Source organism: Bacillus sp. EB106-04-02-XG92 (assembly GCF_058791995.1).
This window is the reverse complement of record NZ_JBYTEA010000008.1, coordinates 69,275-87,300: the sequence shown is the minus strand read 5'-3', so window position 1 is coordinate 87,300 and position 18,026 is coordinate 69,275. Positions and strand designations below refer to the sequence as shown.

16 protein-coding genes and 1 other annotated feature are annotated in these 18,026 nt (G+C 36.8%); of the genes, 12 read left to right on the top strand and 4 right to left on the bottom strand.

Annotation, left to right across the window (positions count from 1 at the left end; translation table 11 throughout):
• Window positions 1–8: 8 nt before the first annotated feature.
• The 3 genes from AC3WVA_RS19935 to AC3WVA_RS19925 all read left to right on the top strand — a co-directional run bounded on the left by AC3WVA_RS19935 (window position 9) and on the right by AC3WVA_RS19925 (window position 2,196).
• The gene (locus AC3WVA_RS19935; RefSeq protein ID WP_048529283.1) at window positions 9–593 is read left to right on the top strand and encodes a TetR/AcrR family transcriptional regulator; all 585 of its coding nucleotides are present in this window, start codon (window positions 9–11) and stop codon (window positions 591–593) included.
• A 63-nt stretch (window positions 594–656) separates the two neighbouring features.
• The gene (locus AC3WVA_RS19930) at window positions 657–1,889 is read left to right on the top strand and encodes an MFS transporter (protein ID WP_098347164.1); all 1,233 of its coding nucleotides are present in this window, start codon (window positions 657–659) and stop codon (window positions 1,887–1,889) included.
• A gap of 55 nt (window positions 1,890–1,944) precedes the next feature.
• Entirely contained in the window at window positions 1,945–2,196 is a 252-nt protein-coding gene (locus tag AC3WVA_RS19925) for a helix-turn-helix transcriptional regulator (protein WP_002078892.1), read from the top strand.
• Window positions 2,197–2,259: 63 nt separating this feature from the next.
• Here the strand turns inward: AC3WVA_RS19925 and AC3WVA_RS19920 are convergent, their stop codons facing one another.
• Window positions 2,260–3,543 (bottom strand): MFS transporter, encoded by a 1,284-nt coding sequence (locus tag AC3WVA_RS19920; protein ID WP_098347163.1) that lies wholly within the window; start codon window positions 3,541–3,543, stop codon window positions 2,260–2,262.
• A gap of 108 nt (window positions 3,544–3,651) precedes the next feature.
• Complete coding sequence (locus tag AC3WVA_RS19915) at window positions 3,652–4,965, bottom strand: alkaline phosphatase family protein (protein ID WP_098347162.1); 1,314 nt, start codon at window positions 4,963–4,965, stop codon at window positions 3,652–3,654.
• Window positions 4,966–5,119: 154 nt separating this feature from the next.
• Between AC3WVA_RS19915 and AC3WVA_RS19910 the strand changes: the two genes are divergently transcribed.
• Window positions 5,120–5,413 carry a YesK-like family protein gene (locus AC3WVA_RS19910; RefSeq protein WP_492322113.1) on the top strand — a complete coding sequence of 98 codons (294 nt, stop codon included), beginning with the start codon at window positions 5,120–5,122 and terminating at the stop codon, window positions 5,411–5,413.
• 93 nt (window positions 5,414–5,506) lie between these two features.
• Window positions 5,507–5,713 (top strand) — a binding site (T-box leader).
• A 47-nt stretch (window positions 5,714–5,760) separates the two neighbouring features.
• Entirely contained in the window at window positions 5,761–7,191 is a 1,431-nt protein-coding gene (gene proS, locus AC3WVA_RS19905) for a proline--tRNA ligase (RefSeq protein WP_098347160.1), read from the top strand.
• A gap of 267 nt (window positions 7,192–7,458) precedes the next feature.
• On the opposite strand, the gene AC3WVA_RS19900 is transcribed toward proS, so the two are convergent.
• Window positions 7,459–8,415, bottom strand: a complete 957-nt coding sequence (locus AC3WVA_RS19900; RefSeq protein WP_492322112.1) for an LPXTG cell wall anchor domain-containing protein — start codon at window positions 8,413–8,415, stop codon at window positions 7,459–7,461.
• A 202-nt stretch (window positions 8,416–8,617) separates the two neighbouring features.
• On the opposite strand from AC3WVA_RS19900, the gene AC3WVA_RS19895 reads away from it, so the two are divergent.
• The 7 genes from AC3WVA_RS19895 (at window position 8,618) to AC3WVA_RS19865 (ending at window position 15,192) form a co-directional block, all read left to right on the top strand.
• A complete protein-coding gene (locus AC3WVA_RS19895) occupies window positions 8,618–9,496 on the top strand; it encodes an ROK family protein (RefSeq protein ID WP_071757072.1) in 879 nt (292 codons plus the stop codon).
• A gap of 128 nt (window positions 9,497–9,624) precedes the next feature.
• Window positions 9,625–10,221 carry a TerD family protein gene (locus AC3WVA_RS19890; RefSeq protein ID WP_001121586.1) on the top strand — a complete coding sequence of 199 codons (597 nt, stop codon included), beginning with the start codon at window positions 9,625–9,627 and terminating at the stop codon, window positions 10,219–10,221.
• Between the two features lie 23 nt (window positions 10,222–10,244).
• Complete coding sequence (locus AC3WVA_RS19885) at window positions 10,245–10,829, top strand: TerD family protein (protein ID WP_000146729.1); 585 nt, start codon at window positions 10,245–10,247, stop codon at window positions 10,827–10,829.
• A gap of 80 nt (window positions 10,830–10,909) precedes the next feature.
• On the top strand, window positions 10,910–11,488 hold the full coding sequence (locus AC3WVA_RS19880; RefSeq protein ID WP_000236649.1) for a TerD family protein: 579 nt from the start codon (window positions 10,910–10,912) through the stop codon (window positions 11,486–11,488).
• A 72-nt stretch (window positions 11,489–11,560) separates the two neighbouring features.
• Entirely contained in the window at window positions 11,561–12,352 is a 792-nt protein-coding gene (locus AC3WVA_RS19875; RefSeq protein ID WP_048527906.1) for a TerC family protein, read from the top strand.
• Window positions 12,353–12,459: 107 nt separating this feature from the next.
• The gene (locus AC3WVA_RS19870) at window positions 12,460–14,091 is read left to right on the top strand and encodes a YceG family protein (protein ID WP_098520781.1); all 1,632 of its coding nucleotides are present in this window, start codon (window positions 12,460–12,462) and stop codon (window positions 14,089–14,091) included.
• A gap of 18 nt (window positions 14,092–14,109) precedes the next feature.
• Complete coding sequence (locus AC3WVA_RS19865) at window positions 14,110–15,192, top strand: toxic anion resistance protein (protein ID WP_001064413.1); 1,083 nt, start codon at window positions 14,110–14,112, stop codon at window positions 15,190–15,192.
• A 35-nt stretch (window positions 15,193–15,227) separates the two neighbouring features.
• On the opposite strand, the gene AC3WVA_RS19860 is transcribed toward AC3WVA_RS19865, so the two are convergent.
• On the bottom strand, window positions 15,228–17,894 hold the full coding sequence (locus tag AC3WVA_RS19860; protein ID WP_492322111.1) for a cation-translocating P-type ATPase: 2,667 nt from the start codon (window positions 17,892–17,894) through the stop codon (window positions 15,228–15,230).
• Window positions 17,895–18,026: the final 132 nt, after the last annotated feature.

Genomic DNA, 18,026 nt, shown 5'->3' with positions numbered 1-18,026 from the left:
GTGTAAATATGAGAAGAAGCGCAGAAGAGATAAAGAAAGAAATTGCATATAAAGCAGAAAGTCTGTTTTCACAGAAGGGCTATGCAGCTACATCTATGGAAGAAATTTGTGAAATTACAGAGAGAAGTAAAGGAAGCATTTATTATCACTTTAAAAGTAAAGAAGAATTATTTTTATTTGTAGTAAAACAGCATACGTATGATTGGCTTGAAAAATGGAATGAAAAAGAGAAGTTGTATAGTACGAATACTGAAAAACTATATGGTCTCGCGGAATATCATGTAGAGGACATACAGCAACCAATTTCAAATGCAATAGAGGAATTCTCTATGAGCCAAGTTGTAAGTAAAGAGATTTTGGATGAACTATTAGCTTTAACTAGGGAATCATACGTTATGTTTGAGAAACTAATTGAAGCAGGTATACAGTCTGGAGAGTTTCGTGAAGATAATACGCGCGATCTTATGTATATTGTGAATGGATTATTATCAGGGCTTGGGGTACTTTACTACGAGTTAGATTATAAAGAGCTGCAACGTATTTATAAAAAGGCAATAGATGTATTGTTAAAAGGAATGGCAGCTGAATCATAAGTCAGTTGCTTTTCTTACAAAACAAATTAGACCGAACGGTCGGTTTATGAAAGGGGAATGAAAATGAACGCTTTATTTACAAACCGAGCATTTATGCTCGTTATGGCATCTGATATTTTACAACAATTTGCAATTTGGATCAGAAATATGGCTCTTTTGTATTTCATAATGGAGCGAACGAATAATGATCCGGTTTCTGTATCGTTGTTATCGGTTATGGAATATGCACCTATTTTTATTTTCTCGTTTATCGGTGGTGCGCTAGCGGATCGTTGGAATCCAAAAAGAACAATGGTCGCTGGAGATGTATTAAGTGTACTGTCTATTATAGGAATTGTCCTGTTGTTAAAACTGGATTATTGGCAGGCTATATTTTTTGCAACACTCATTTCCGCGATTGTAGGTCAGTTTTCTCAGCCATCATCTTCGCGTATATTTAAGCGCTACGTAAAAGAAGAACAGGTAGCAAATGCGATTGCATTTAACCAAACATTACAGTCATTATTTCTGATTTTTGGACCAGTGGTAGGATCGCTTGTGTATACACAACTTGGTTTATTTACGTCACTATATAGTTTAATCATTCTATTTTTGTTATCTGCTATCGCCCTTTCATTCTTACCAAAATGGGTTGAAAAGGAGCAAGTGGCGAGAGGTTCATTAAAAAATGATATCAAAGAAGGGTGGAAATATGTTTTTCATACGAAAAATTTACGTATGATTACGATCACTTTCACCATTATCGGCTTAGCTGTTGGATTAACAACTCCATTAGAGGTGTTTCTTGTAATAGAACGTCTTGGAATGGAAAAGGAAGCAGTTCAATATTTAGCTGCAGCTGATGGAATAGGTATGTTAATCGGTGGTATTGTTGCTGCAGTTTTCGCTTCAAAAGTGAATCCGAAAAAGATGTTTGTATTCGGTATGAGCATATTAGCGATGTCATTTTTAGTAGAAGGGCTATCTACATCATTTTGGGTTACTAGTTTTATGAGATTTGGAACAGGTATTTGTTTAGCTTGTGTTAATATCGTTGTCGGTACGCTTATGATTCAACTTGTACCAGAAAATATGGTTGGAAGAGTAAATGGGACGATTTTACCACTGTTTATGGGAGCAATGTTAATTGGGACTTCACTAGCTGGAGGATTGAAGGAGCTGACCTCGCTAGTTACCGTATTTTGTATAGCAATGTCACTTATTTTATTAGCAATAGGTCCGGTTTTACGTATGCAAATAAAGAAAGAAGATGTTGTTAATCAAGAGGAAATGACGAATTCATTGGTTTCAAAATAGCTATTGTAAGGGGGCTGAATTGCTCCTTTTTTCATGACGATATTTTGACAATGAAATGTACCGACTATATACTAATGTTGTAAAAACGATTTTACATGTTAGGAGAAAAGATGTGAAAAATCAAATTTATGAATTACGCACTGAAAATAATATTTCACAAGGTGCATTAGCTGATAAGTGTAAAGTTTCAAGACAGACGATAAATGCAATTGAGAATAATAAATATGATCCAAGTTTAGCATTAGCTTTTCGTTTAGCGGAAGTATTAGGAACAACTGTTGATAAACTATTTTTGTATAAGATGTAGCGTCTTTCGTAGCGGGGCGTTATCAATAAAAGATCCTCTTCTTATGTGAAGAGGATCTTTTTCTTATAGTGTTTTCGTTTTTGGACTAGGTGGTGTAACGGATGTATGATTTTCTGGAACTCTAGTTAGTAAGAATCCCCCGATAATGAACAGTACAATAATGCTAAGGACACCAGCGTTTGTTTTTCCTGTTAATTGAGTTGTAACACCGACTAATACTGGACCCATAATCGCGGCAAACTTGCCAAATATATTATAAAATCCGAAGAATTCATTTGCCGATTCTTTAGGTACTAGTTTTGCAAAATAGGAACGACTAAGTGCTTGAATCCCACCCTGAGAAGTGGCAACTAACATTGCTAAAATCCAGAAATCGAGTGTCGTTTTTAAGAAATAAGCATATGTGCAGATAATAATATAAATAATAATACCGACATATAGCATCTTTTTACCTGTAAATGTTTCTGATAATTTTCCGTATAATAAAGCAAATGGACAAGCTACAATTTGTGTGACGAATAAGATGATTAATAGATTCGTTGCACTAATACCAAGATCTGTTCCGTAAGCGGTGGACATAGTAATAATTGTATCGACCCCATCAATGTAGAAGAAGTAAGCGATTAGGAACATAAAGACTGTTTTATATTCTTTAATATTTTTAAAAGTAGCAGCAAGGCGCTTGAAGCTCATTGCAATTGGTCTAGGGTGACGTTCAATATAGTGTGTTTGCTCTACGTTTTTTAGCATTGGAATCGTAAATAACCCCCACCAAAGAGCTGTTATCGCGAATGAAATTTGACTAGCAATGCCAACAGATAAAGGGATAGTTCCTTTTTGAGCAAGAATAATAAGAGCGATACAACCGATAAAAGGAATAGTACTCCCGATATAACCTAATGCAAAGCCTCTCGTAGAAATTCGGTCCATTCTATCTTCGGAAGTGACATCTACTAAAAATGCATCATAAAAGATATTTGCCCCAGCAAAACCGACTAACGCTAGCATATAGCACCCTAGTAATAAGTACCACTGAGATGTTGGGACGACTGCTAGCATACTTGTAAATACGATACCGAGTCCAAAGAAGAATGTGAAAAATCGTTTTTTAAATCCTTTATAATCAGCAACTGTGCCGAGAATAGGGGCAAGTATAGAAATTAAAAGTGTAGCGAACGAGTTTGCATATCCCCAATATGCTGTTGAAGTTGCACCAGATAGTCCAGCTTCTTTTGCAGCTGCCTTAAAGTAAATTGGGAATAATGCAGTTGTAATGACGAGCGAATATACTGAGTTCGCCCAATCGTATAATATCCAGCTTTTTTCTTGTCTGGACATTTTCTTCATATAATGTTCCCCCTTAAATTTGTTCTACTAACAGTGTACAAAATTAAAAATTATAAAAAGAGAAACAGTGATGATTTTTACATAACTTTTACATATATACACAGTTCTTTACAATTGGAGTAAATCCTCTACAATTGATCCGTCTGTTTCACCTAAGTGTAAACCGAGTAGTCTAGCGATAGTTGGACCTTCATCAATAAGTCTCATATACGGGATGGTAACGCCGCTTTTTATCCCTTTCCCAGCAGCGATAAAAATTGTTTCATAGTTAGGTTTTGTTGGAGAGTATCCATGCGTACCAAATGTATATTTTTTACTAGGCGTAACGTCTTTTTCAGTAATCTCTTTTATAAAATCTCCTGTATAGTTTTCAGTGAAATAATATCCTTCTCGCGCTTCTAACATAAATAAACAATCACCATCTGCACCGCAGTCTTTTGCAGCTTCATCATGAAATATAAATTCAATTCCATTTTGTTTATTTTGAAGTAGTTCTTCAAGGAGTAGTTGTACGTCTCGAATTGTATCGGTATCGTTCTTATCTTTCACATATACATAGGCAGATCCATCACAACTTTGACAATAGGCCTTCCAGTCTATTAATTTTCCTTTTGAATTTATAGATAGTAGCCCGTTTTGATGAAATAGTACATTTAATTGAATGGCTTTGCTTTCACTTAAAGCGCTATGGTCACCAAGAGCGATAATTGTACTCTCTTCGTATAGGTCACTATCTTTTAAAGCTTGAATAATTTTTCCTAGCCGTTCATCGTGTCTATGAATTGCAGCTATTGTTTCTTTTGATTCAAAGCCGTGATAGTGTCTTTGAGTGTCTAAATCGGTGAAATGTACAAACATGACATTAGGCTTCTTCGTCTGAATTGTATGCACAGCAGAAGCAAGTACGAAATCATCGAGTTCAGGTTGTGACAAACCACTTCGTATATGGCCGAAGCGACGATTTAAATCTAATTGATATAGCGGACTACCGCTAAATAATGAAACTAAAACTTGATTTTGCCACGGTCTATTAGGGAAGATTTCTGGTAAATTGTAATCAATATTTGCCCTTCCAGTAACAGGCCATAGAAGGGCAGCTGTCGTTAAATTTGCTTTACGTGCTTCATCGTATAACGTTGTTCCTTTAATAGATTTTCGGTACCAATGCCAATCTGGTGACTCGCGTCCAGGTTGAAGTAACGTATTGCTAACTACGCCATGTTTATTAGGATAGTTTCCAGTAACGATTGTTGAGTGGCTTGGGTATGTTACAGAAGGATAAATAGGTTCCACTTTTTTCGCCATCGCGCCCTTGTTTATTAATGTTTGGAAATTAGGTAGTTTTTGTAATATAGGAAAATCTAAAGCTGATAAGCAATCGAAAGATAAAATAATGACGCGGTTTGTTAATGCTTTATCCATAAAGGTCCCTCCTGATTATATAAAACCTATTCTTATATATTACTATTAATACCTAGTAATAAAAATATATTTCGAGGTGAAAATTTATTGTTTATTTTCAGAAAAGTTAATCATATAATTAAGTATAAGGGAATGAATGGAAGGAGGGAATACTATGGATTGGCTAGATGGATTTAGTATCTTTTACATCATTGGCGGAATTACGATTATCCTTGTATTTGCTATTTCGTACTTATTAAAGAAACGGTTTCCAGACAAGCAGTTCGATATTATATTTGCACTTAGTTTAATACTTCTTTGTTTAGTATCCTTCCCGGTTACAATGATGGTGATTGGTGGATGGGAAGGAATGGGATATGGATTTATTGGTTTTTTCGTTCTACTTGGTACACTTATCGGTATGAGTGCACATCAACTTGTAAAAATCACGAGAAAAAGCTACGTATAAAACTGCAGAAAATGAAAAGAATATATAAAAATGAGAAAATTAGCTATTGTTTTAAAAAAGAATTTGTATTATGATAATCAACAAATTTATTTCGTCATAACGATGAAAAAGGATTAGTACATGTTCAACCTTTTTAGCAGAGAGAGAATCCAGCAGGCTGAAAGATTCTTAAAAAGGCAATATGGAACCTACCTTTGCGTTCTGCATATGCAGCGGGAGTTTCCCGTTATCAAAAAGAGAGCATGCGCAATTTTTGTGCATGAATCAGGGTGGTAACGCCGGCAAAGCTCGGTCCCTATTTAGGGACACGGGCTTTTTTGTATTTTCTAGAAGGAGGAAGACTGACTATGGCAAAAGAACAAGTACAAGCGATTACGAAGATGGAAGAGGACTTTGCACAGTGGTACACAGATATTGTGAAAAAAGCAGAACTTGTTGATTATTCAAGTGTAAAAGGGTGTATGATTCTACGCCCGTACGGTTATGCCTTATGGGAAAATATGCAGAAAGTGATGGATGAGAAGTTAAAAGCAACAGGTCATGAAAATGTGTATATGCCAATGTTTATTCCAGAGAGTTTATTGCAAAAAGAGAAGGATCACGTAGAAGGGTTTGCTCCTGAAGTAGCATGGGTGACACATGGCGGGGATGAAAAATTAGCAGAAAGGCTTTGTGTACGACCTACATCTGAAACTTTATTCTGTGAGCATTTTTCAAAAATTGTGCAATCCTATAATGATTTGCCAAAGCTATATAATCAGTGGTGTTCTGTAGTTCGTTGGGAAAAGACAACGAGACCATTCCTTCGTACAACGGAATTCTTATGGCAAGAGGGTCATACAATTCATGAAACGGCAGAGGAATCGCAAGCTGAAACATTAAATATTTTAAATTTATATGCTTCTTTCTGTGAAGATTACTTAGCGATACCAGTCATTAAAGGACAAAAAACAGAAAAAGAAAAATTTGCGGGCGCAAAGGCAACTTATACAATTGAAAGCTTGATGCATGATGGGAAAGCACTTCAAACAGGAACATCCCATAACTTTGGAACGAACTTCTCAGAAGCATTTGATATTAAGTTTTTAGATCGTAACGGTAAGTGGCAATATGTACACCAAACATCTTGGGGAGTATCAACAAGAATGATAGGTGGACTTATTATGGTTCATAGTGATAATAATGGGCTTGTAATGCCTCCTAAAGTCGCACCAGTACAAGTTGTTATCGTACCAATTGCTCAGCATAAAGAAGGAGTTTTAGCGAAAGCAACAGAGTTACAAGGGCATATTCAAAAGGTTGCACGCGTGAAAATAGATGCTAGTAATAAAACACCAGGCTGGAAATTTAATGAGTATGAAATGAAGGGCATTCCAATTCGATTAGAAGTTGGTCCTAAAGATATTGAAAAGAATCAAGTTGTACTTGTAAGAAGAGATACGAAAGAAAAAGAATTTATATCAATGGATCAATTAGAAAAACGTATTCCAGCACTACTTGAGGAAATTCATCATTCTTTATTTAATAAGGCAAAAGTATTCCGCGATGAGAATACGTATAGCACGGCGAATTTCGAAGAGATGAAACAAGTAGCTGATGAAAAGCAAGGCTTTATTAAGGCAATGTGGTGCGGAGAATTAGCTTGTGAAGAGAAACTAAAAGAAGAAGTTGGAGTATCTTCTCGCTGTATACCTTTTGAGCAAGAGCATTTAGCTGACGAATGTATTTGTTGTGGTAAAGAAGCTAAACAAATGGTGTATTGGGGAAAAGCGTATTAAGACTCTTTCTGATAAGTGATAAAAAGGACTTTGGTCTGCATAATAAAATGCAATCCAAAGTCCTTTTTAGTTTTACAATTTATCCCGCTTTAATGGGCAGTAAGACCCCCACCTCAACATTCAGCGAAAGCAAAGAAGTTAGGTGAGGGTCGGGCTGCCCATAAAAGTCCGATTGGTGAGGGCTGATAATCAGTGGGGGATGAAGAAAATCCCCACTGATTAAAGTTTCACTTTATTTCATGTATGTTTTAGATGGAAGGATGTGTTTTATTTTGCGTTTTTACGGCGGATAAATAGTAACATACCAATTAGGAATGTTGAAAGTCCCATTAAAATAGATGCAGGATAATGTGTTGCTGTATTCGGTAACTTATCGCCTTGTTTTTTCGCATTATCTTTTACGTTACCACCTTGGGAACCGTTACTGCCTTGAGAATCATCACTACCTGGAGAACTGCTATCGCCTTTAACACGATTACCGCCCTGAGAGCCATTACCGCCTGAGCCATTACCGCCTGAGCCATTACCGCCTGAGCCGTTACCGCCTGAGCCATTGCCACCAGAACCGTTACCACCAGAACCATTGTCACTAGAACCGTTGCCGCCCGAACCGTTACCGCCTGAGCCATTGCCACCGGAACCATTACCGCCTGAGCCGTTGCCGCCCGAACCGTTACCGCCTGAGCCGTTACCGCCTGAGCCATTGCCACCAGAATCGTTACCACCAGAACCATTGTCACTAGAACCGTTGCCGCCTGAGCCATTGCCACCGGAACCATTGCCACCGGAACCATTACCGCCTGAGCCGTTGCCGCCTGAGCCATTACCGCCTGAGCCATTACCGCCTGAGCCGTTACCACCAGAACCATTGTCACTAGAACCGTTGCCGCCTGAGCCGTTACCGCCTGAGCCGTTACCACCGGAACCATTACCGCCTGAGCCATTGCCACCCGAACCGTTACCACCGGAACCACTGTCGCCCGAGCCACTGCCATCAGAACCGTTACCGCCTGAGCCATTGCCATCCGAACCACTATCGTCCTGAGAACCATTGTTTCCTGGTGGTTTATTATTATCTTTTGAGTTACCTTCTGCTAAATGATCGTTATTTTGTACAATTGCGTTTGTTGCTGGAGAGAAGTTTTCCGTTGCTGCATTACCGATATTTAACCCACTAAAAAAAGATAAAGAGAGTGTTGATGCTAAAATGAAGATTTTCGTCATTGTTTTCCTCCTAAGAAATTAATATTCCATCTAAAATACATCCCTTTGTAATATTTCTTAGGAAAAAGAGTTTTATGCAAAAAAAACTATATATAGAAAAAGGTGGTGTATTTCTAAAGAGAGAAAAGAGTGAGTGTAAGTTCTTTATAATAGTAGAGCAGTAGGAGTTTCACACTAATTACAGTAGAGGAAGTGACAGCAGATGAAAGAATATATTGCATTTGATATTGGTGGTACACAAATTAAATATGGAATTGTTTCAGAAACGGGAGTAGTACTAAAGCATAAAACAGTTCCAACAGAAATTCAGTTTGGTGGAGAACAAATCATTCAAAAAATTATTCTCCTATCCAAACAATTAATGAATGAACATACTATTTCGGGAATTGGCATTAGTACTGCGGGAATTGTTAATATTCATAAAGGGGTTGTAACGGGAGGAGTGGAGCATATTCCGAACTACGCGACTATTCCTATCATTGATAGATTACAAGGGGTATTACAAGTTCCTGTGTCCGTTGAAAATGATGTAAATTGTGCAGCTTTGGGAGAGAAATGGAAAGGTATTGGAAACGGAAAGAGAAATTTTATTATGCTTACTCTTGGAACAGGTGTTGGAGGAGCAATTTTTATAGATGGAGAGTTGTACCGAGGACATTCATTTAGTGCTGGTGAATGGGGAAATATGTTAATAGAAGGGAAAACGTTTGAAGAGGTTGCTTCCATTTCAGGGTTAATTCATCTTGTACGAAAATATAAAGGTGAAAGTGATTGGAATGGAAAAACGATTTTCGAATTGTATGATAAAGGCGATAGGGAAGTGACGCAAGCTGTTGAAGTTTTCTTTAAACATTTAGCTATTGGAATTAGTAATCTTGCTTATAGTTTTAATCCAGAAATGATTGTTATAGGTGGCGGAATTACTGATAGAGGAAATAAGTTCTTAAAAGAAGTAAAAGAAGAGGTAGAAAAATATTTAAATAAGGAGATTTATAGTAATTGCGAGATTGAGCTTGCGCAAAACGGTAATTGCGCAGGAATGATTGGTTCTATTTACCACTTCTTACATCATCATAAGTAAATTATATGAATGTTTTCATATAACTGAGAATTTATCCTTTTTATCACTAGGTAAATAATGCTACAATATAAGGGAAGAATACAATATTTTCCGTCTTGGAAAATGCTTTGTAGAAAGGAAGAAACTTCATGCCTATTATTTTAGAAAAAGGTCAAAAGATCGATTTAACGAAAGGACAACCAAAAGTAGCAAAACTACAGGTTGGCTTAGGCTGGGATCCAATTGGGCAATCAGGTGGGTTTCTGTCTTCATTATTTGGAAGTAAACCAAATGTAGATTGTGATGCATCTGTTGTTATGTTAGAAGGGGATCGTTTTTTAAACAAAAACGATTTAGTTTACTTCGGAAACAAGCTTTCTACTTGTGGTAGTATTATTCATTCAGGAGATAATTTAACAGGTGAAGGCGCTGGTGATGACGAAACAATTTTCGTAGAATTACATAAAGTTCCGAGCCGTATTAATCGTTTAGTATTTGTTGTAAATATTTATGACTGTGTAAATCGTCGTCAAGATTTCGGGATGATTCGTAATGCGTATATTCGTATTCAAAACCCGCAAACTGGTGAAGAATTAGCGCGCTATAATTTATCGGATAATTATGCTGGCAAAACGACTCTAATTGCAGGTGAAATGTATCGCCACGGAAGTGAATGGAAGTTTTCAGCTGTTGGAGAAGGCACACAAGACAAAAACTTAAGTGAGATTGTATCACGTTATCAATAAAATAAACCGAGGAGGAATTGTGTATGGCATCAATTTCATTGAAAAAAGGACAAAAGGTAGACTTAACAAAAACGAATCCAGGTCTTTCGAAAGTTCTTGTAGGACTTGGTTGGGATACGAATCGTTATGACGGACAAAACGATTTCGATTTAGATGTTAGTATTTTCTTAGTAGGTGCTAACGGTAAAGTTTCAGGTGCAGAGGATTTCGTCTTCTATAATAACCCAAAAGGTGCGAATGGTGCAGTAGAGCATTTAGGAGATAACCGAACTGGTGAAGGTGAAGGCGATGATGAATCGATTAAAGTAGATTTAAAAAATGTACCTGCACATATCGAACGTATTTGTTTCACAATTACAATTTACGATGGAGAAGGTCGTAGCCAAAACTTCGGACAAGTTTCTAACTCTTTCGTACGTATTTTAGATGAAGAAAAGAATGCAGAGTTAATTCGTTACGACTTAGGAGAAGATTTCTCTATTGAAACAGCTGTTGTAGTAGGTGAATTATACCGTCATGCAGGTGACTGGAAGTTCAATGCAATCGGAAGTGGATTCCAAGGTGGATTAGCGTCTCTATGTAATAACTTTGGTTTAGATGTAGAGTAATAGATTAATAAATCCATCAGTGAAACGTATGTTTACTGATGGATTTATTTTTAAAAATTAAATTATAGAGGTGAATATAAATGGTTATTCAATTGCAAAAAGGACAGAAGATTGATTTAGGCAAGACAAGCCCAGGTTTAACAAAAGCAGTAATTGGTCTTGGGTGGGATATTAAATCTTACGACGGTGGATCAGATTTCGATTTAGATGCATCAGCATTCCTATTAGATGCGAACGGAAAATGCACGAAGGAAACTGATTTTATCTTCTATAATAATTTACAGTCTCCTTGTGGATCTGTTCTACATACAGGAGATAACCGCACAGGTGAAGGTGAAGGTGACGATGAGCAACTTGTTGTGGACTTAAAGAAAGTTCCAGCAGATGTGCACAAAATTGCTATTACAGTTACAATTTATGATGCAGAAGGCCGTAGTCAAAACTTTGGACAAGTAGGAAATGCATTCGTTCGTTTAGCGAATGAAGAAACGAACGAAGAAGTTCTTCGTTTTGATTTAGGGGAAGATTTCTCCATTGAAACAGCAGTTGTCTTTTGTGAATTATACCGTCATAATGGACAGTGGAAGTTTAATGCAGTAGGAAGTGGATTCCAAGGTGGTTTAGGTGCGCTTGTAAGAGCGTATGGCTTGGATGCATAGAAAGGAAACGATATTCGTTTCCTTTTTTTGACCTTTCTATAAATCTAGCAAAGAATAGGGGATAAAGGTAAGATGAGTATTTTGCAAGGAATCCTTGATACGTATGCTCAGTTTTTCGACTTGGACATGTGGATTAAAGTGTTGCAGGATCCAGTATCTTGGGGATTAATTGGTACACTTGTTGTACTTGAAGGATTGTTATCTGCTGATAACGCACTTGTATTAGCAGTAATGGTAAAACACCTTCCGGAAGAAAAACGTAAAAAAGCATTATTCTATGGACTTATTGGAGCTTATGTATTCCGATTTATTGCAATTGGAATTGGAATGTTCTTAATTAAATTATGGTGGGTAAAAGTGTTAGGTGCACTTTACTTAGCATGGCTTTCAGTTAAATACTTCATTGATAAAAGAAAAGGTAATGCAGAAGAAGAGGAAGCTCATGGTATGAACCAAAATAGTATTCTCTTCAGAATGTTTGGTGTCTTCTGGGGAACAGTTGCGATGGTTGAATTAATGGATATCGCGTTCTCTGTAGATAGCGTACTTGCTGCATTTGGTGTATCAAATGAAGTTTGGATTTTATTATTAGGTGGAATGCTCGGTATTTTAATGATGCGCGGTATCGCTGGCGTATTCTTAAAGTTGTTAGAGCGTATTCCAGAACTGGAAACGACAGCATATATTTTAATCCTAATTATTGCAGCAAAAATGTTATTGTCTGTTATTCATATTGAAGTAAGCCATACGCTATTCTTTATCATTTTAGTTGTAGCATTTGGAGCAACATTCATACTTCACTACATGAAGAATTCTGGACAAGCTAAAGAAGAAGTTGCAGCTACTAGAGAAGATAATAAATAATTGAAATGGGTTTGCTCGTTTTACGAGCGCCCATTTTTTATAACCAAAAATAGTTTATAATAGAAGGAAGACTTAGAAAAAGTAAATGTTTTTGGAGGTGAACTGTTGTGTTTTCACGTTTTACACTTCAACCATATGCATTAAAAGATGAATCAGATTTAAAGCAATTTGAAACACTCTTAGAAAAACGCCCACAGTATGAGCTGACAGAGAATGAGATGAAATTTAGTTATATAGCATGTCGAATCCTTGGAGTTCCTAATGATGTAGATGAATATTTTAATGAACTGTTTGATTATAGTGAAGCGAAAGGGATTGAAGTTTTACACGAACAAAATTTAAACAAAGTGATTGATTCGGAAAAGCTTCGTCACATTCAAGAAGTGTTCGGATTACATCAAGAAGCACCAAATGGTCTGACAGTAAATAGGTTAGTGGCGCACTTATCCGGGAAACAACTTTTGCCGAAAGTAGACAATCCTGATTTACAGCATTATATACATACGACGTTTATTTCTGTATTGAAATTATATGAGAAACAACATAATCAATCTTTAAAGACAGAAGGCTTCCGTCGTTTCTTAATCGACATGATTAAATTAAGCGAAAATTACGTAGCGAAGTGGTTCTCTACGATTAACTATAAGAAACAAATGCCGCGTATCGTTTGGTACGGTGATGCACAGGAAAGCCGTATATATTTCTTATACTTTCTTATTATGCTCGGCTGCGATGTACTTTATTATCATCCAGAAGGAAAAGATGGATTTGAGAATGTTGATGAAGAGGGAAGAACTTTTATTGTGTCTCATCCAGGTCGCATTTCTCTTGAACCATTTCCAGACCGCCGCCGCGAGCGTGTGGCAACAGTAGCATATCAAGCTTCAAAAGAAATTGAACAAGTACTGCACCACGATAATTCACTATTGTACAAGCCGTGGCAATTCCGTTCCTATACGCCTGTAGCTCGTACATTAAAAACAACATACGATGAACTCTTTTTAATTACGAAAGAAAAGGCGTTTGTACGCCCGACATTCTTTGTTGAAAATAAACACATTTATATTCCTTCTTTATTTGCGAAAATATCAGGTGTTTCAAAGAATGATAAAGAATATTTTCAGCGATTAAAGGCTGTTACATCGTTTGATAACAGTTTATTAATTAATACATTCCCGTTTACGAAAGAACAAAAAGCGAATTTCCAATATCATTATCGAGATGCATTAGACCGCGGGGGGAAATTACATCCAGATTTAATTATGAACAGTCATTGGTGGCCGCATAAACGATTGCCAGAGGGATTACAACATGGTATTGCAGAAGCAATCATCCATACGTGTGAAAGTGAAATGTGTAAACCAATTGCAAAAGAGACGAAACAAGATGTAGCGCTATATGTTTTTGCACAACTTTCTCAAATACCACCGAATATTTTAGAACAGCTTGAGAAATTTGATTATTCACAAGATGTACCGAAAATTGTTATATATAATAATGAGAAGAGTGGAGAATTGACTCGCTCTGATGCTGTTTTATTACTATTTTTAAATCAAATAGGAGTAGATGTATTCCACTTCAATCCGACAGGAAGAAACGATATTGAACCGTATATTGAAGCGGAGGCATTTGATTCACATTGGCTTGAAGAGGTTAATTTCGATCTTGAGTTTCATGGTTCATCAGCCTATAAAAATTTATCACAAACAATAAAAGGACTATTTCGTCCATTTTTATAAGGAAAGGGAGAATACCATATGAATAACCCAGTCGTACTAGATTCGAAAACAGAATTAAATGAGCAAACAGCACAAGATGTTCGTTTGCAGCTTAGACAAGATGCGGATGTACAACGTATTTATAATGCGGTAGATATTAAAGACCAATTAGAATTAATTGAACTTGGAAAAGAACCTTCTATGGAAATTTCACGTTTTGCTGATCAAATTTTACATACAATGTCATTATCAAAAATAGAAGATTCGGGTGAATTATTAAAACAACTTGGTAAAATTATGGACCGATTTGATAGCAAAGACTTTGCGGAAGAGAAAAGCGGTTTCTTCTCACGTATGTTCAAAAAAGCGGATAAAATGATTGAACAAATCTTTAGCAAGTACCAAACGATGGGCCGCGAAATTGATAAAGTATATGTGGAAATTACGAAGTATCAAGATGAAATGAAAAAATCAATTGGTACGTTAGACGGTTTATATGAGCAAAACTTAAAATATTACTTAGACTTAGAAAAATACGTAGTAGCAGGGGAAATGTTATTAGAGCGTTTAAATACAGAGCTAGTTCCGATGTATGAAGAGCGTGTACGTAACAATGACCAATTAGCAGGTATTGAATTAGAGTCACTTAAAAACTCTGTTGAAATTTTAGAACAGCGTATTGATGATTTAGAAAAAGCACGTATGGTTGCGTTACTGACAGCACCACAAATACGTATGATTCAACGTGGTAACAATAAATTAATTGGTAAAATTAATACAGCATTTATTACGACAATTCCTATCTTTAAAAATGGTATCATTCAAGCGGTAAATGCGAAGCGTCAAAAGCTTGTTGCAGATTCCATGGCTGAACTGGATCGCCGTACAAATGAATTACTTAAGAAGAATGCACAAAATATCGCAACGCAAAGCGTGGAAGTAGCGAGATTATCAGGTTCTTCTAGTATTAAGATGGAAACACTTGAGGAAACTTGGAACATTATTTCAAGAGGTATGCAAGAAACACAACAAATTGAAGAGCAAAATAAACGTGAGCGTGAAGAAAGCCGCAAACGTATGGCTACATTAACAGAGAACATTAAAAAAGAATTACAAGGATAAAGGAAAAGGCAATGAGGAATAGTCCTCATTGCCTTTTAGTTTCTCTTCACTAATTTAATAATCTCATTCACAACAAGCGGAATGATACTTAATAAGAGAACAAATCCCCAATCTCGCATCGTTAGTGCATGCACACCGAATATATTTGCAAGAGGTGGGATAGAGATGATACAAACTTGCATAAGAATACCGATAAGAAGAGAGAAGACTAAATATTTATTTGTAAATACCCCAATTGAAAAAATGGATTTCGTTCTTGAACGCAAGTTAAATGAATGAACGAGCTGAGAAAAACTAAGAACGACAAATGCCATCGTTTGAGCGTGTAATAGAGCATCCTCATCAATTTTCTCTGGGAAGAGAGGGAATAAATTTGTATCTCCGGTATAGAATTTTGCACCGGCGATAAAGGCTATTAACGTTAACAGTCCAATGACAGCCCCATTGAAAATAAGAAAAGGAACACTACCACTAAATAAGCTTTCTTTCGCATGTCGTGGTTTTTCCTTCATCACATCTGGATCTTCAGGATCAACCCCAAGTGATAATGCAGGCAGTGTATCTGTAATTAAATTCACCCACAAAATGTGAATAGGTCGTAGTGGTGTTGCCCAGCCGAGTAAAATAGCTAAAAATAAAGCGATAATTTCTCCGAAGTTACAAGAGAGTAGGAAGAGGATTGATTTTTTTATGTTACGATAAATATTTCTACCTTCCTCAACAGCCTTCACGATAGATGAGAAATTATCATCTGTTAACACAACATCCGCAGCACCTTTTGCAACGTCTGTTCCTGTAATGCCCATCGCTACGCCAACATCAGCTTGCTTTAAAGATGGAGCGTCATTGACGCCATCACCAGTCATAGAAACGATATTTCCTTTCGTACGTAATGCCTTTACAATTTTCACTTTATGCTCTGGAGAGACCCTCGCGAATACATGTAAGTGATTAATTTTGCTTGCTAGCTCTGTATCTGAAATGTTATCTAATTCAGTTCCAATCATAATTTCAGATATTTCTTCAGCAATACCAAGTTCTTTGGCAATGGCAAAGGCGGTATCTTTATGGTCACCAGTAATCATAACTGTGCGAATACCGGCTTTTTTACATTCTGTAATGGAATCTTTTACTTCAGTTCGCGGTGGATCAATCATACCGACAAGACCGATAAAGATGAGGTTTTCTTCAAGATGATCTATATCCACATCGCTTGAATTGTATTGTTTAAATGAGAATGAAAGTACTCTTAAAGCCTCTTGAGACATTGCCCCGGAAGCCTCTAATATTTGATTTTTATCAGCCTCTGTTAAACCCTCTATTTTCCCGTTTTTAAATATGCGAGTGCATCGAGGTAAGAGCTTATCGATAGCACCTTTCGTCATACTATAGTAGCTTTCATCGTATGTATGCACAGTTGACATCATTTTACGATCTGAATCGAAAGGCATCTCGTTAACGCGCTCATGTATCTTTTCTAAATAATCTTTTTGCATGTTAAAAGTGTTTCCAGCAACGAGAAGAGCAATTTCGGTCGGGTCTCCGGTTTGTGATTCGTTATTGTAAGACGCATCGTTACATAGCACCATATTTTCTAACAGTAGACGTTGCGCATCATTATTTACATTTAAATTTTCTAATTGATCATATGTGTTATCACTATAAAAGTGAGTAACGGTCATTTTATTTTGTGTTAACGTACCCGTTTTATCTGAACAAATAATTGTGACAGAACCGAGAGCTTCAACAGCTGGTAGTTTCCGAATGATGACGTTTTGTTTAATCATGCGCTGCACACCAATTGCAAGAACGATGGAAACGATAGCTGGCAAGCCTTCTGGAATGGCTGCAACGGCTAAACTAATAGCAGTCATAAACATTTCTAACGTATCCCGGCCTTGGAAAAAGCCGATGAGAAACATAACGATACAAATCGCTACAGCGACAAATCCTAAATATTTACCGACTTGTGCTAAGCTTTTTTGAAGTGGTGTCATATCATCGTCTGCTTCATGTAAAAGAGTAGCAATCTTACCAATTTGTGATTTCATGCCAGTTTCAACAGCAATACCGACGCCTCGCCCGTATGTTACAAGAGTAGACATAAAGGCCATATTCTTTTGATCGCCGAGTGGTACTTGTTCATCACTTTGCATGGAAGGATGGTAGATTGCATCTTTATCAACAGGGACAGATTCACCAGTTAGAGCAGATTCTTCAACTTTTAAATTTGCGGTTTCAATCAGGCGTAAATCGCATGGGATATATCGTCCAGCGTCGAGCATAACGATATCACCTGGAACGACGTGCTCAGATGGAATTTCTTTTAGTTCACCATTTCGTTTGACGATAGCTTTAGGTGTCGCCATCTTTTTCAATGCCTCTAACGCTTGTTCTGCTTTTGATTCTTGGACGACGCCAATAACAGCGTTTAAAACTACAACGAGCGCGATAATACTTGCATCAGCCCATTCACCTACAAAGGCTGAAATAAGGGCAGCAATAATAAGGACATATACGAGGACGTCATTAATTTGGGCGAAAATACGCTGCCATAACGTGCGTTTTTGTTTTGTAGCTAATTCATTAAAACCATATTGCTTTAAACGTTCATTTACGATTTCATCTGTTAAACCGTGTTGTTCATTTGTTTCTAAGTCGATTAATGTTTGATCTTTCGTCTTACTGTACCAATTGCTCATAAGTAAGCACCTCCAGTAAAAACAGTTAGCAATGGTAGTGTTGCTATTATTTGTGAGTAGTATGTATGGAGAAAAAATCTAAGATGAGGTTCTACTTCTATTGTACAATATTTTACAGTTGGTTGAGGGAAA